General features: G+C 35.4%; 19 protein-coding genes. 18 read left to right on the top strand and 1 reads right to left on the bottom strand.

All coding sequences use genetic code 11. The features are described from left to right. Positions 1–4: 4 nt before the first annotated feature. The gene (locus tag MTZ49_RS13095) at positions 5–349 is read right to left on the bottom strand and encodes a hypothetical protein (RefSeq protein ID WP_201095325.1); all 345 of its coding nucleotides are present in this window, start codon (positions 347–349) and stop codon (positions 5–7) included. Positions 350–971: 622 nt separating this feature from the next. On the opposite strand from MTZ49_RS13095, the gene MTZ49_RS13090 reads away from it, so the two are divergent. The 18 genes from MTZ49_RS13090 to MTZ49_RS13005 all read left to right on the top strand — a co-directional run bounded on the left by MTZ49_RS13090 (position 972) and on the right by MTZ49_RS13005 (position 13,384). Then, positions 972–1,277 (top strand): hypothetical protein, encoded by a 306-nt coding sequence (locus MTZ49_RS13090; RefSeq protein ID WP_201095326.1) that lies wholly within the window; start codon positions 972–974, stop codon positions 1,275–1,277. A gap of 82 nt (positions 1,278–1,359) precedes the next feature. Continuing rightward, positions 1,360–1,665 (top strand): hypothetical protein, encoded by a 306-nt coding sequence (locus tag MTZ49_RS13085; protein ID WP_201095327.1) that lies wholly within the window; start codon positions 1,360–1,362, stop codon positions 1,663–1,665. Between the two features lie 82 nt (positions 1,666–1,747). Continuing rightward, positions 1,748–2,116 carry a hypothetical protein gene (locus MTZ49_RS13080; RefSeq protein WP_201095328.1) on the top strand — a complete coding sequence of 123 codons (369 nt, stop codon included), beginning with the start codon at positions 1,748–1,750 and terminating at the stop codon, positions 2,114–2,116. Positions 2,117–2,538: 422 nt separating this feature from the next. Next, positions 2,539–3,141: a DUF3275 family protein gene (locus tag MTZ49_RS13075; RefSeq protein ID WP_201095329.1), complete on the top strand. Its 603-nt coding sequence runs from the start codon at positions 2,539–2,541 to the stop codon at positions 3,139–3,141. Positions 3,142–3,230: 89 nt separating this feature from the next. Continuing rightward, the gene (locus tag MTZ49_RS13070) at positions 3,231–3,668 is read left to right on the top strand and encodes a hypothetical protein (protein ID WP_201095330.1); all 438 of its coding nucleotides are present in this window, start codon (positions 3,231–3,233) and stop codon (positions 3,666–3,668) included. Between the two features lie 93 nt (positions 3,669–3,761). Further along, complete coding sequence (locus MTZ49_RS13065) at positions 3,762–4,097, top strand: hypothetical protein (RefSeq protein WP_201095331.1); 336 nt, start codon at positions 3,762–3,764, stop codon at positions 4,095–4,097. Between the two features lie 82 nt (positions 4,098–4,179). Next, a complete protein-coding gene (locus MTZ49_RS13060) occupies positions 4,180–4,539 on the top strand; it encodes a hypothetical protein (RefSeq protein ID WP_201095332.1) in 360 nt (119 codons plus the stop codon). 88 nt (positions 4,540–4,627) lie between these two features. Next, positions 4,628–5,302 carry a hypothetical protein gene (locus tag MTZ49_RS13055; RefSeq protein WP_201095333.1) on the top strand — a complete coding sequence of 225 codons (675 nt, stop codon included), beginning with the start codon at positions 4,628–4,630 and terminating at the stop codon, positions 5,300–5,302. Positions 5,303–5,316: 14 nt separating this feature from the next. Beyond that, a complete protein-coding gene (locus MTZ49_RS13050; protein WP_264745953.1) occupies positions 5,317–6,795 on the top strand; it encodes a DUF6094 domain-containing protein in 1,479 nt (492 codons plus the stop codon). A 96-nt stretch (positions 6,796–6,891) separates the two neighbouring features. After that, positions 6,892–7,221, top strand: a complete 330-nt coding sequence (locus MTZ49_RS13045) for a hypothetical protein (protein ID WP_264745952.1) — start codon at positions 6,892–6,894, stop codon at positions 7,219–7,221. Next, on the top strand, positions 7,214–7,519 hold the full coding sequence (locus MTZ49_RS13040; RefSeq protein WP_201095339.1) for a hypothetical protein: 306 nt from the start codon (positions 7,214–7,216) through the stop codon (positions 7,517–7,519). Before MTZ49_RS13045 ends, MTZ49_RS13040 begins: the two co-directional genes overlap by 8 nt. Before the next feature lie 74 nt (positions 7,520–7,593). Beyond that, entirely contained in the window at positions 7,594–7,914 is a 321-nt protein-coding gene (locus MTZ49_RS13035; protein WP_201095340.1) for a hypothetical protein, read from the top strand. Continuing rightward, on the top strand, positions 7,911–8,228 hold the full coding sequence (locus tag MTZ49_RS13030; RefSeq protein WP_201095341.1) for a hypothetical protein: 318 nt from the start codon (positions 7,911–7,913) through the stop codon (positions 8,226–8,228). Before MTZ49_RS13035 ends, MTZ49_RS13030 begins: the two co-directional genes overlap by 4 nt. An 88-nt stretch (positions 8,229–8,316) precedes the next feature. Then, positions 8,317–8,613 (top strand): hypothetical protein, encoded by a 297-nt coding sequence (locus MTZ49_RS13025; protein ID WP_201095342.1) that lies wholly within the window; start codon positions 8,317–8,319, stop codon positions 8,611–8,613. Between the two features lie 83 nt (positions 8,614–8,696). Beyond that, entirely contained in the window at positions 8,697–11,039 is a 2,343-nt protein-coding gene (locus MTZ49_RS13020) for a DEAD/DEAH box helicase (RefSeq protein ID WP_201095343.1), read from the top strand. A gap of 69 nt (positions 11,040–11,108) precedes the next feature. Then, positions 11,109–11,807, top strand: coding sequence for a hypothetical protein (locus tag MTZ49_RS13015; RefSeq protein WP_201095344.1), 699 nt, complete (start codon positions 11,109–11,111; stop codon positions 11,805–11,807). 85 nt (positions 11,808–11,892) lie between these two features. Beyond that, complete coding sequence (locus MTZ49_RS13010) at positions 11,893–12,603, top strand: hypothetical protein (protein ID WP_201095346.1); 711 nt, start codon at positions 11,893–11,895, stop codon at positions 12,601–12,603. An 85-nt stretch (positions 12,604–12,688) separates the two neighbouring features. Further along, a complete protein-coding gene (locus MTZ49_RS13005) occupies positions 12,689–13,384 on the top strand; it encodes a hypothetical protein (protein ID WP_201095347.1) in 696 nt (231 codons plus the stop codon). The last annotated feature ends 68 nt before the right edge of the window (positions 13,385–13,452 follow it).

Here is a 13,452-nt window from a genome sequence, read left to right as displayed (position 1 = left end):
TAGTTTATTTGTAATTACCATCCTCATCATATCGCCAAGGATATTTATGGTGATGTTCTGATGAGCCAATAGTTTCTTCTAGTATTTGTTGTGAAGTCTTACTATCAGAAAACCAAAATGCCATGATAGCTAGAACTCCAAATAATATCCAACTACCTATAAATACTAAAAAAACAATCAGTGCTAGTTTAAATAGTAGACCTAAAATACGAGTTAAAATATAACCACAAGGTATTTTATTTTGTAAAGCTCTAGCAATTTTCAGTTCTTGAATCGTAATTAGTTCATAACCACGACCAAGCACTCTGCGAGTCCTTTGAAATATTGTTGGTCTGGTTTGAGTAGTCATTGTTTGTACCATGAATTAAATTACTGTTTGAATTATTTATACCACTATTAAGTAGAATAATAAAGTGTTTTCAGCAAAAACTTTTGGCTTGATTTTGTAACGAATCTATTAGTAATAGATTCGTTCATGGTGATAAATGAGAGTATAGAAACTCTGATGTGGAGAAAATATAAATAGCAGATTTTAGCAATAGAGATTAGAAAAACATTGACATAACAATATATTTGATTATATTAAATAGTTATGGATTACTAGTGTTACTAGTACCTACCCAGTGAGCTAAAGACCTTTAAAGCTCAGTACAATTTGACTAGATTGTATGGTCTATCCGCAAAGTCGATATAAGCGCACGGTAGCATCGACGGTTACTAAATATTAGTAATGTGTGCTTTCTAAATTGTCAATTTATAACCCTATGGGAGCGTTCCCACTAGGGCACCTCCCATGTATTACATAGGAGGCAAATTATGTCAGCATTATGATGCAGACACACTAACAATTTATTAGATATAAAGCTGTATATTATTATCTAAATTATTCAATCAATTATCCACCCACCTAGACGGGGAAATACTTTCCCTGTTAAGCGGTGAGTGTTTCTCCGTTTATATCGGAGAAACAAATGGATAACGCTTATACACTGCAATTTAATGATTGTAGGGCAACTGCTAATCAAGTTGAACCTATAAAGATAAGCATCATTATCTGTAATGTGGTTTGTCATTATATCAATGATAACCAAATAACCATTACTTTTACTGATGCGATTACTTGTCAAATGGCAAGGGACATTTTAGGTGACGAAGATTGGCAGTTTAAAAGTGAGAAAATAATTTATGGTACTCATGTCAATGAACTTGGTTACAAGATTCAACGACATTATTTTAATTCACTGTCAGTATTAACTGACTTTTCTGAAGTGAAATAATGACCATAAATTTTAACCCATAAGGGGAATACTTTTCCTTTATGGGAGTGGTATTTCCTTAAGTTTTTAAAGAGGAAATACCATGAAAGTAATTAATTCTATTTATCTTTTTATCAAACATTTATTGCTAAGTGTTTTTAGGACTAAAAAACGATTATTTAGTGATGAGGAGCGAGAAAGATTAGATGCTTCGTTTAGAAGGATTTGTGCTATCCAGTGTGAAATATTTGCAGATGAACCTAAATCTCAAATAAAAGGTAAAAAGTTTCTGGAGTGTTCAGAGGGTATTTTTATATTACCTGATAATTTTACAAAAGATGACTTTTTAGCAATGCAAGGACTAGTACAAGTTAAACCAGAGACAAAGCATAAAAAAGAAAATTGCTAATTTGCAATTACTTACCCATAAGGGAAATACTTTCCCTATGGGAGTGGTGTTTCCCTTTTATTTAATTAAATGGAGAAACACCATGAGAATTACCAGTAATGATGTACAAACATTAATGTTATTAGTAAAACGTTTCATGTTAGCACTAATGATGGGCGTTAAATATGTAGCAGTAGGAAATAGTGCTGCACTTAATGAAATAACTTTAGGTAGTGACCAGGTAGAGAAAAAGCCAACACCTTCTAAAAGGAGAGTAAGGCAATTTTCACCAGTGGTTATCAATCAAGATATTTATGATATACCTGCAATGGTAAGGCTTCATAAAGTTAAATTAGATAAGTGGCAAGAAGAAAATCTAAAACCTATTGCATTAGATAAAATCTTAAAAGAACATTATGAACAATTGACAGCCAAAGGTTTAAAACCAAGCAATCTATATTTGGATGTTTAAATTGTTATTAATTGTTATTCGATAGTAATCAAACCTATAGCCGATCATTTGATCGGCTTTTTTAATATTACTTGATGCAGCTTTAGCTCTTAAAGTTAACTTAAAGCTATTGACACAACTAGATATTTAGATAAGAATAAAGTTTCACAGCGTCATCGTTGATGACACTGCCCAGTGAGTCAAAGACCTTTGAGACTCAGTACAATTTGACTAGATTGTATGGTCTATCCGCAAAGTCGATAAAAGCGCACGGTAGCATCGACGGTTACTAATTTTAGTAATGTGTGCTTTATACATACAAATTCTATTACTGTTAACAGTGTTAACAGAAGATCAATTCACCCAATTGGGGAAATACATTTCCTCAATACTGGGACTCGTGTTTCTCCAATATCTATTTATTTTATTTATTGGAGTTAAATATGATTACTATCCCAGGTACACTTACCATTGTTACATTGGATGGACGTTTTGGTCCATTTAATACAGCAAAATTGACTACATCAATAGGCGAATTTGTTGTCAAAGACAAAGAACTTGACCAGTACAAAGCAGGCAAGTATCAAGGCCAATTTGTGATAGATAAGATTCAACCTTCACATTACTGTTATGGTAATCGTTTTGTCGTTGAGTGTCGTGCTTATTTAAATAGCTTCGAACTTAATGAAAATGATGACTTAACACCTGAAGAAGAAGCTGCTTTTTCTACGAATGCACAAGATCCGTTAGAAGAAGAAAAGCCATTTACTTCAGATTCCTCTAAAAAATATTCAAAAGCAGCACCTAAACCTGCTAAGAATAAAGCAAATTCTAAACAAACTAATGACTCTACAGCAGAAGCTGCAACAGATAAATCATCTGATGATGAAAAGCTGTTTGGTTTACTATGGCCACTTGGTAATAGTATAAAACTAGATTCAACTTGTGATCGTGAAACAATGCGTATGCAGAAGGCACGATTAGAAGAACTTGGTTATGAATTTGATTTTCGTACACAACTTTGGAATTTAATTACCGCATTCTAATTCTAAACCACTTCACACTATTAATCCCGTCAGGGTAACTCCCTGGCACGAGCACGGGATTACGCTGACCAAACGATGAGGAAACAAGCATGGGATGGTTATACTGCGAACATTCAAAACAGTCTTTAGTAGAAAGATTAACTAAACCTTGGGAAGATAACGATTGTTCAGTACATACAATTAAACATTGTATTCGTAAAGAACGAGGAGAAATCATCTTGTGGACAGTTAATGAGTATACCTTTAAAAAAGATAATGATTTTTATGGAAATCGACAAGTTGGTGATAAGGCCAAAGTGATTCATTGCATTATTATTTCTCAACATCCAGATTATTCATCTGGTTGGAACAGTTGGGGGTACAATGCGATGAGTGAATCAGCAGGTCCTTATTATTATCGTTGTCCCATGAGCTATTTAAGACTTGCTGATGCAGGTATTGATAGCAAATGGCGAGAAGAAGTAAAAAATTATCACCAAAGACTACGAAACAAACAAAAATTTATCATGCAGTTAATTCAAAAGTAGACTGCTATATAAATTAACTTCACCTTACTGAAGGGTAGCTATAAATCCTTCAGGAAATATATCTGCCCTTTATATTTCTAAAGGAAATTAATAATGGGCGTAATGTTATTATTTGAAAAAACACCTTATGCTTCAGTTGAAACAGTTGGAGATTTCTATAGTCGAGCAATGCTACATTGGTTAAACAAAAATGTTTGTTTAGTCGATGCTGCTGTAGATGTAGAGCTTCATAAAGGACATATACATCATTTAGTAAATGACCTTAATCGACTGACTACTGAAAATCGTGATCAGATTTTTCCTCTATCTTGGGGAGAAAATGAAGAAGATTATTGGAAGTATGTGGCAGAGGTAAAAACTTGGGCAGAAAAAATACTAAAAGAGTTTGATTTTAGCAGTAATAAACTCAGTTTTTCTGCCTCTTGGTAATCTACATTAAAACTTAACTAACCCTCTAGGGGCATTTGCCTCTAGGTAAATGCTTTTAGATTTATTCATAGGAGTATTTACAATGGGTTTAGATATAACAATGAGCTATAGGCCAAAGTCAGATTATGCAGAGCTGACAACATTTGGATATAACAACCCGTTATTTGCATGGGTTGAAAAGCACATTATAGAAGAAATAGATATTGATACAGAGGTCTTAATTACTCTAGAAAATCTCCAAAAGTTAAGAGATACATTGGAACAACTTAATGAGACTAATTGTCAGGAGCTATTTCCTGTCGATGATGACTTATATTATGGTGTTCAAGAGTATAACCAAGACTATTGGAATTGTGTAGCTGAATTAAAGCGATGGGTAACAGATACCTTAAGCACATTTGATTTTGAAAAAAATGATCTTTTATTAACTGCTTGGTGGTAAAACACAAAGCTAATACACCCCTAGGGGCATTTAATGCCCTAGGCGTTGATGCTCCTTTTATTTAATGAATAATTAATTGGAGCAGATTATGTATACAACAAATGCAGTCAGAAAAGAGGAGAATACTACTTCTCTTGAAAAACACATGCACAGGTTAGAAGAAATACCTGACTTAATGTGTGATGCTTGTGTGGTAGATAAATACAACAACTTAGTCTTCTTATCAGTATGGGGACGTGATACAGCACTACAAGAGCTCTATTCACGAATTACTCTTGCTAAAAAAGACAAAGAATTTGGATTGGAATACCTAACCTTTAAAATACAGGGTGTACGTACACGGGTTTATGTTGGCAATGTTAAAGAGCTAACAAAACGATCCACTAGAACGTATAAACAAACCAAGTTTGGCACCTTATTACATACATGGATATTTGATAAGAGTTGTATCAAGCCTGACAAAGCTAATCATACTGCAACAGTACTTCTTGAAGGAGAAATACCAATAGAAGAATTTGCTCAGTATCATTGGTCAGTCATCAAAGATATATGCCCGTTACCTTTGTTAGATCATTGGCGATCAGAAATCACACCATTATTGATTGATCATAAAATGTGTGAAGATCTGAAAACCTTTTTTGGACAAGTGGGAGGAGTACGTCTAATACTAGATATACCCAAGCTCGAAGAATCAATGGGAGATCTTATCCTACGTGATAGATTAACCACATATCCAACACACCATACTGGCTTACAGCATTAATAAGGAGGCTAGATATGGCATTAATATTTCCAAGAGTCGCAGCAAACTTTGCGAGAAATGGTTATTATCCAACAGATGAACCTACTATTGAGCGTATTCTAAATGCGATAGCTGCCAAAGACCCAAACCAACGTATCAGGATCATTGATCCGACAGCAGGTGAGGGGGTAGCAATAGCTGAAGTAGCGCATCATTTAGGACGTGAAAATGTTGAAGCTTATGCTGTGGAATATAACCGTGAACGTGCTGATCATGCCAGTACCTTAGTAGACCACTGCTTACGCAGTGATCTGATGGATACAGTTATCAGCAACACAAGTTTTGGATTCTTATTTTTAAATCCGCCTTATGGTGATATGGCCCCTGGTTACAACGGAGCTATTTATGACCAAAGTAAAGGGCGTAAACGATTAGAAAAACTGTTTTATCAAAAAAGCTTTCCGATGCTTCAGTATGGTGGAATATTGACCTTCATTATTCCCTATAACCAACTGGATGACGAACTAAGCACATGGCTTTGTAACCACTTCTCACAACTGAGAATTTATGAAGCAGTCGATAAGCAGTTTAAACAAGTAGTGATTCTAGGTGTTCGCACTAAAAAATCCGATCTTGATTTAGCTGATCGTAAAAAAATGCTAGGTGTATTCAAAGCAATATACCTAGGAGAAATGAAAGCAGAAGAACTACCTCAAGATTGGCCTTATGATCCTTATCTTGTACCTAGTAGTAAAGCTGAACTACAAAACTTTTATCAAATAACTATGGACCCTGCTGAACTAGCAAGAGAAATAGCTAATTTAAAAGGATTGTGGCCAGAATTTAATCTGCACATGAAATACAAACAAAGTGTTCCAAGAGCACCTGTGACCAAACCTAGAGACTGGCATATTGCAATGGCTCTATCCGCAGGTGAGATCTCAGGCCCGATTCATTCATCTGAAACAGGCCAAACACTGATAGTAAAAGGTGATACCCATAAAGAAAAGGTAGAACACACTGAGTGGAAAACCGAGCAAGATGGCAGCAAAACATTTATCAGAACATTGATAGATAAGTTTGTACCTGTTATCAAAGCATGGGATATGACCGATGGTTCACCCTATAAGGGCAAAATCATCACTATCACTACAGTAAAAGATCCAGAGCCAGAACAAAACGTTAATAACGATGGAGTAGATCTATCTAGTTTTTTATTTCCAATAGGTAGATTGCTAATGACCAGAGGTATTGATGATCTAGTTCAACAAGGCCTTGATTTATTGCCCTATGTTACAAGGCATGGTCAAGGTGATTGGGGTGATGGTTATGAATCTGATAACAAACAAAATGATCGAGCAGTTAAGGCGATGGTTGATGGACACCTTTATGAACGTGTCATGTCAGTTTATATCATTGATCCTGAAAATGACTTGAAAATTTGGATTATTACCGAATGGCATGGTGATGATGATGGGCATATAACCACAGTGTTATTGCCTTCAGAATACTAGCTATTTATAAAACCAACCTGTTAGAGGGTATGAAAATACCCTCAAGGTATTTCATACCTTTTTTTATGAATTTTTAATGAAATGAGAGGTATGAACATGACTATTCCAACAGAATGCTGTAACAGCATACATTTAACTAATGCTATCGAGATTGATGGAAAAGTATCACTTATTGATATATTTCTTAATGGTGTTGTACGTGTCCGTGTTACAAATGAAGCGGGCTACGGAAAGCAACTAAGGGTGACTTTTAACAGTGAGCAATCAATGAAATTTGCATTAAAGCATACTCATTGGGCACGCAAACCAGCAGAAGTAAATACCATAGCAGCAGACATCCATGAGAAAGGTATTCGAGTTAAGAGGACTTTCTATAGAGACTTTGATCTTCTATCCAGTTTATCGGAGGGATCGAAGGATGTCTGATAGTAGCCAAGCCACAGCACAGCAATTGCAGTTTACTGGTTGTGATAATGGCTTTTTAAAAAATGAAAAGATCACTATAGAAGGAGTGATCAATTTAACATTCAGTGAGTTTAGGGGATGCTGTGCAGTTTCAATAATGTTTGAGTCAGCAGAAGCCTGTTTTATGGCAAATGAAAAATTGTCATGGCGATATGCAGATCCAACGTATGCTCCTAATACTTTAAATGGCACATATGAAAGACAAAAAGGTTTTGTTATTCAAGGCTGTTATTTTAAAAGTATGAACTATGATGAGTGATATAAATTAAAACTAACCTATAGGGTATGTAATTACCCTTGGGTACATTCATACCCATTTTTTAGGAGTATGTAATGTGTACTAATGATAAAAGATTAATTATTGCCTTATCCAATGGACATGACCTAGATGGAGAGCTTGTTGTAGACGAATGTGTACTTAAGGGTGTTAAACATATTTCATTTAACTATATGTTTGATACAGACAGTACCATAACAGTGCAATTTGATTCTGAAGAATCCTTTCAAGAGGCCTTAAAGCTGACTGATTGGAGGTTGTCTTTGAATCATAATCACAGTCTAGGTATTAATTGTGCTGAAGGTGGGGTAAGAATAGCTAATATTGTTTATGAAAAAATAGATGTATTACTTGATACTCAAGGAGCTACATCATGATTGTTTTTAAGCAAAGCAATAAAAAACTAAAACCTTATCGTTTAAGGTTTTATGGTTGTCAGGATAAACATGATCAGGATAAAGAAATTATTATTGAAGGTGTTATAAGACACTTATCTTATGTGGATTATAAAAACCACTATATCAATGTTAGTTTCCTTAATCTAGATTGGTATCTATTAGGACTTGAAGTATTAAGTTTTAATCCTTTAAGTTCTGATGCGCTGCCTAATACATTAGTTGGCATATTTGATCGTAGAAAAGGTGGTTATTTTATTAAAGGCCAATATTTTAAGTATTTGGAGCAAAAATAACGACAGCTGATCATTAAGCTACAACTTAAACCTACAGGGTATGAAAGTACCCAAGGGTTAATTCATACCCTTTTAACAGGAGTATGAAATGCAAATAAGTCTTTTTAGTGGTTATTTTCCTCCAGAGGACGATGACGAAGAACAACTAAAAGAAGGGCCAGTAGTTAAAAATATCGTAAAAATGGATTACATGATTACGGTAGGTTTAGCAGTTTGGTTTAGTAATTTAACCGATCTTGAAATTGCATCTCAACAAACAGGGTGGCCTAGAGATAGCGAAGAACTTTGTTTAATCGTGCAAGAATTCTATGATCAAATTGTTATTAAAGACAGAGAAACAGACGAAGTAACTTATTACGAACGTCTTTTTATACACGAAAATTAATTTAAATCCCACAGGGTATGAACAATACCCTATGGGAGTACTGTGTTCATACCTTGTTTTTCTTATTTTTTGGAGAAACAACAATGAACACAGCAATACAAAACATACCAGGTAAGGGACTAGTACAAGATTTAAGCGTATTTATTAATACGTTTAAAGGGCAGTTACTAGACTCACTAGGACAATCTAATCCACCTGTGTACACACCTGAAAAAGCCAATCCTATTCGTCAAGCGATTATGGATAACCTTATTCGTCAGCCATTCCCTGCCCAAGCAGAGATAGTGCAAGCAGTTTGTGCACTGTTAATAGACAGCAACGAACCTGCGGCTATTATCAATGCAGAAATGGGGACTGGTAAGACAATGATGGCTATTGCGATTGCAGCGGTATTATTTGCTGAAGGCTATAAACGATCACTGGTTATATCACCACCCCATTTAGTTTATAAATGGCGACGTGAAATACTAGAAACAGTACCTCATGCCAAAGTATGGGTATTGAATGGTCCAGATACATTAGCAAAGCTTCTACAAGCGAGAGAGGCTTTAAAGGTAAAAAGTGAAGATGTACCAGAATTTTACATTCTAGGTCGTGTCAGAATGCGTATGGGCTACCATTGGAAACCTGTATGTAAAAATGGACGATTTGTAGAGCGTTATCTGGATGAAGATTCACAAAAGACCTTTACAAAAATAAGACCAGCAGCCTGTTGCCCAGACTGTTTTAGTCACATCATTAATCCAAAATCAGAACAACCTTACACACCTGAAGAGTTTTGTGAGATCAAAAATCAACAACAGTGTGAAAGTTGTGGTAGTAAGCTTTGGACATTAATGAATGGTAAAAAAGTTGAGCATAAGCAAGCTGACTCAGAAGCTGAAGAAATCGAGCAACAAGATTTTCGGAAGCAACTGGTTAAAGAAATGTGCAAAATCCCTACGATTGGTACTGCAACAGCTAACAAACTTATTAATACGTTTGGAACTGATTTTATTGCAGAAATGCTCGTAGACAATGTACATAACTTTATTAACTTAATGGATGAAAAAGGTGACTTAATCTTTAATGATAGCCAAGCAGTCCGTATGGAGCGAGCTTTAGGGAAAATAGAGTTTAGTTTTGGGCAAGGTGGATACCAAGCTTCAGAATTTATTAAACGCTATCTACCTCAAGACTACTTTCATCTACTGATCGTGGACGAAGGGCATGAGTACAAAAATGAAGGATCTGCACAAGGTCAAGCTATGGGAGTACTGGCTAGTAAAGTAAAAAAAATACTGTTACTGACAGGTACACTCATGGGAGGCTATGCATCAGATCTCTTTTACTTATTGTTCAGAGTTATTACGAGCAGAATGATTGAAGATGGGTACAAACCCAATGAGCGAGGTAGTTTAGCTACTGCCTCAACAGCATTCCAACGTGATCATGGCATATTAAAAGACATCTTTACTGAAAAACAAGGGGAAAGCCACAAGACAGCTAAGGGCAATAAAATGGTCCATAGAACGTCAAAGGCTCCTGGTTTTGGTCCTAAAGGTATTTTACGGTATGTACTACCTTTCACCGTTTTCTTGAAATTAAAGGAAATAGGGGGAGATATACTGCCAGAATATACCGAGGAGTTTGTTGAAGTAGATATGACAGACGAACAACAAGACGCTTATAGCTACCTTGTTGGTACCTTAACTACCTTACTAAAAAAAGCATTAGCACGTGGGGATACCTCACTGCTAGGCGTAGTACTTAATACCTTACTAGCATGGCCTGATTGTTGTTTTAGAGAAGAAACAGTAACGCATCCTAGGGATACAAACGATGATGGTACACCTAAAGTATTGGCAAAAGTAGAAAGCCTATTTACGCCAGTGAACATCATGCCCAAAGAAGCAGAACTGATTCGAATTTGCCGAGAGGAAAAAGCGAATAATCGAAGAGTCCTTGTGTACTCAACCTACACACAGACTAGAGATACAACGCATAGACTCAAGACTATTCTAGAACGAGAAGGTTTTAAGGTAGGTGTCTTAAAATGTAAGCCAGAGGAACGTGAAGACTGGATTTTGGCACGTGTAGAGGAGGGCATTGATGTACTTATCTGCAATCCAGAACAAGTTAAGACAGGCCTCGATTTACTGGACTTTCCTACTATTGTTTACATGCAAACAGGATTTAATGTTTACACCATGATGCAAGCAAGCAGAAGATCTTGGCGGATCGGGCAAACACAAGTTGTTAGAGTAATATTTTTAGGTTATAGGGATACGACACAGATAAACTGTTTAGAACTTATGGCCAAAAAAATAGCGGTTACCCAAAGTACATCGGGCGACATACCAGACAGCGGTTTAGATTGCTTAAATCCAGATAGTGAGTCAGTAGAAATGGCATTAGCTAAACAGCTACTGGCAAAAGCTGCTTAATAAAACAACTTACCCACTAGGGAGAAACTTCCCTGGTGGAAGTTTCTCCTTATTACTAGGAGAAAATACATGTTAGATCTACCAAACACTGTGTATAACAGTGATTATACTAAGTTAGCCTATTTAATTGCACAAAGCTTAGCTGATCTGCGTTATTCATTGCCCAATGATGATCAACTTCTCAGTGTAATTAAAAATTGTGATAGCTCAGTTGAAGTAGCACATGCTATTAACAAATACTACGTGTCACTACTAAATGAAGCATTGCTTAAAAGTGCAGGAACAGGTAAAGCTGCTGTTGCAACGCTATTAAATGTTCAATACTGGAAGCATGACGGAGATCCAAGTGGAGATCGTTGTAGTATCCATTTTTTACAGTACATGTTTGAAAATCCAACGAGAGAAGATATAAAAACATTCTGTAAATACATGGATTATTACATTTTAAACCTTCACTTAGGTGGTTTTAATGGTCATACAACCTTTTCAGTGACATTACCTCAAAAAGCTCTTAATCAGCTAACAGAGGAAAAACTGGATAGGTATATGTGTCCATTAATGTTTCGTAGTGGTGAAATAAATAGTCAGCCTACCATTACAGGCTATCTATTAGATGTTGGCCTTATGCGGCAACATGATACTGAAACTAAAAATCACTTTGGCTTTGTTCAAAGAACATTCGATGTGATTAAGGACTACAACCGATTTATTCTACATGCAGAAGATTTTTTACCTGATTATTTGATAATTAATCTAGCTGAAGAATAAAAAACTTTAACCAACACCCATTGGGGATATTCCCCAGTGGAGTATCTCCAAGTTTATTACTAATTAACTAATGGAGATTATAAAAATGGCAATTTTTAATAGTGGTCAAATACTTGTAAGGTATGGTGGTACGAGCCTAGCTAGTTACTTATATGAGTTTGTTTGTAAGATTGAGCGTAAATGTAAGGCCTATAGAGTTCCTACAATGACGGATCTTTTGAATGAAGTAGTTGAGCATTCAAGGGATGAAATATCTTTAGCCCATAACATCAATCAATACATGATGGAACAAGCGGTTAAAGTTATTTACAGAAGTATTAATCGTGATTGTAGAGATATTATAGAGCAACAGTTACAGGTTAATAAAAAATTTGATGCAACAAATCCTGAATTTGATAATTGTGAGTTTGTTTTTTTACATCATCGGGTTCTAGGAACAAATGTAGAGTTATTAATAGAGCTTCAGAAGTATATTGAAGAATATGCAAAGAATCTTGTTAGTAACGGTATTCAAGCAAATGTGACTTTTTCACTCACCGTTCCACAACTGGTATTAGATAAGTTAAATAAGGGAGCTGTAAGTAAATATTTAGATCAGGTAACTAATCCGAATATTGAAAACAAAACTATTCCTAATACCTATTTATTACGGTTGGGAGAGATGAGGCGAAAAAAAACACGAGAGCAGGGTGTTTATTGTTACCTTAAAGCAGCAGATATACTTTGGGCACATAATGATAGTTATTGTGATGTCCCAGATGAAAATCCTGATTTTATAGTGTTAACAGTAAAGTAATGTTGTTCAATTAATTTTATACACCCATTGGGGAGATATTCCCCAATGGGGAGTATCTCCATTTTTTATTATTTTGGAGATTAATATGTCAAAAACAATAGCAAGAATTGTTGCTTTAGGTTATTCAGAACTAGCTAATGATCTATATGATTTTGTAAAAAGTCGGGGGCAATTACCTGATGAAGAAACAGTCCTACAGATACTTAAGGGTAGTACTGATTTTAATGAAATAGGTAATCAGCTAAATCACGTATTCTTAGAATGTACCAGAGAAGCCTTATTAAATGCGGTGTCTCAGGAAAACAGAGAAAAAGTACGTGCCATGCTACTAATACGGGAAGATCTACACGAAGATTCTACTCAAGATCAGTTTGAAATTAGATTTTTAGATAGAACTTTAGGCTATGTAGATACTGCTGTATTAGATGATTTCTATTTTTCATTACAAAGGTATGAGCGAGATTATCTAGCTAATAACCTTACAAGAAAAGTAACGTTTTCATTGGAGGCTCCTAATCAGTTGATTGATTCATTGTTAGCAATAGAGGGATTAAATACCTTTCTATATCAAACAGCAGTTGAACCAACGGATAACAGAGAACATGAAACTTACATTTTGCACCAAGGACTTATCAGGCAGTTATGGAGGTCACAGGAAGTTAGCTTTGAAAAGCTGTCACAGCTTCATAGCTTAATACGTCCCTATATGGGGAGATTAAGAGAGAATTCTGTTACACATCCTTTTAATGCTGAATTTATTGTGATCAATGTAAAGGCTTAATAAACCTTAAATAACCCATTGGGGATACGTCCCCAATGGGGAGTATCTCTAAATTTATTTTGGAGATA

It is taken from the genome of Entomomonas sp. E2T0 (assembly GCF_025985425.1).
GTDB lineage: Bacteria > Pseudomonadota > Gammaproteobacteria > Pseudomonadales > Pseudomonadaceae > Entomomonas.
This window is presented reverse-complemented; position numbering and strand designations above follow the sequence as displayed.

Coding starts and splice junctions, on each gene's coding strand:
- MTZ49_RS13050 (WP_264745953.1), top strand. CDS start 5,317: ATGGCATTAATATTTCCAAGAGTCGCAGCAAACTTTGCGAGAAATGGT.
- MTZ49_RS13075 (WP_201095329.1), top strand. CDS start 2,539: ATGATTACTATCCCAGGTACACTTACCATTGTTACATTGGATGGACGT.
- MTZ49_RS13045 (WP_264745952.1), top strand. CDS start 6,892: ATGACTATTCCAACAGAATGCTGTAACAGCATACATTTAACTAATGCT.
- MTZ49_RS13040 (WP_201095339.1), top strand. CDS start 7,214: ATGTCTGATAGTAGCCAAGCCACAGCACAGCAATTGCAGTTTACTGGT.
- MTZ49_RS13020 (WP_201095343.1), top strand. CDS start 8,697: ATGAACACAGCAATACAAAACATACCAGGTAAGGGACTAGTACAAGAT.
- MTZ49_RS13005 (WP_201095347.1), top strand. CDS start 12,689: ATGTCAAAAACAATAGCAAGAATTGTTGCTTTAGGTTATTCAGAACTA.
- MTZ49_RS13080 (WP_201095328.1), top strand. CDS start 1,748: ATGAGAATTACCAGTAATGATGTACAAACATTAATGTTATTAGTAAAA.
- MTZ49_RS13010 (WP_201095346.1), top strand. CDS start 11,893: ATGGCAATTTTTAATAGTGGTCAAATACTTGTAAGGTATGGTGGTACG.
- MTZ49_RS13030 (WP_201095341.1), top strand. CDS start 7,911: ATGATTGTTTTTAAGCAAAGCAATAAAAAACTAAAACCTTATCGTTTA.
- MTZ49_RS13035 (WP_201095340.1), top strand. CDS start 7,594: ATGTGTACTAATGATAAAAGATTAATTATTGCCTTATCCAATGGACAT.
- MTZ49_RS13025 (WP_201095342.1), top strand. CDS start 8,317: ATGCAAATAAGTCTTTTTAGTGGTTATTTTCCTCCAGAGGACGATGAC.
- MTZ49_RS13055 (WP_201095333.1), top strand. CDS start 4,628: ATGTATACAACAAATGCAGTCAGAAAAGAGGAGAATACTACTTCTCTT.
- MTZ49_RS13090 (WP_201095326.1), top strand. CDS start 972: ATGGATAACGCTTATACACTGCAATTTAATGATTGTAGGGCAACTGCT.
- MTZ49_RS13070 (WP_201095330.1), top strand. CDS start 3,231: ATGGGATGGTTATACTGCGAACATTCAAAACAGTCTTTAGTAGAAAGA.
- MTZ49_RS13095 (WP_201095325.1), bottom strand. CDS start 349: ATGACTACTCAAACCAGACCAACAATATTTCAAAGGACTCGCAGAGTG.
- MTZ49_RS13060 (WP_201095332.1), top strand. CDS start 4,180: ATGGGTTTAGATATAACAATGAGCTATAGGCCAAAGTCAGATTATGCA.
- MTZ49_RS13015 (WP_201095344.1), top strand. CDS start 11,109: ATGTTAGATCTACCAAACACTGTGTATAACAGTGATTATACTAAGTTA.
- MTZ49_RS13085 (WP_201095327.1), top strand. CDS start 1,360: ATGAAAGTAATTAATTCTATTTATCTTTTTATCAAACATTTATTGCTA.
- MTZ49_RS13065 (WP_201095331.1), top strand. CDS start 3,762: ATGGGCGTAATGTTATTATTTGAAAAAACACCTTATGCTTCAGTTGAA.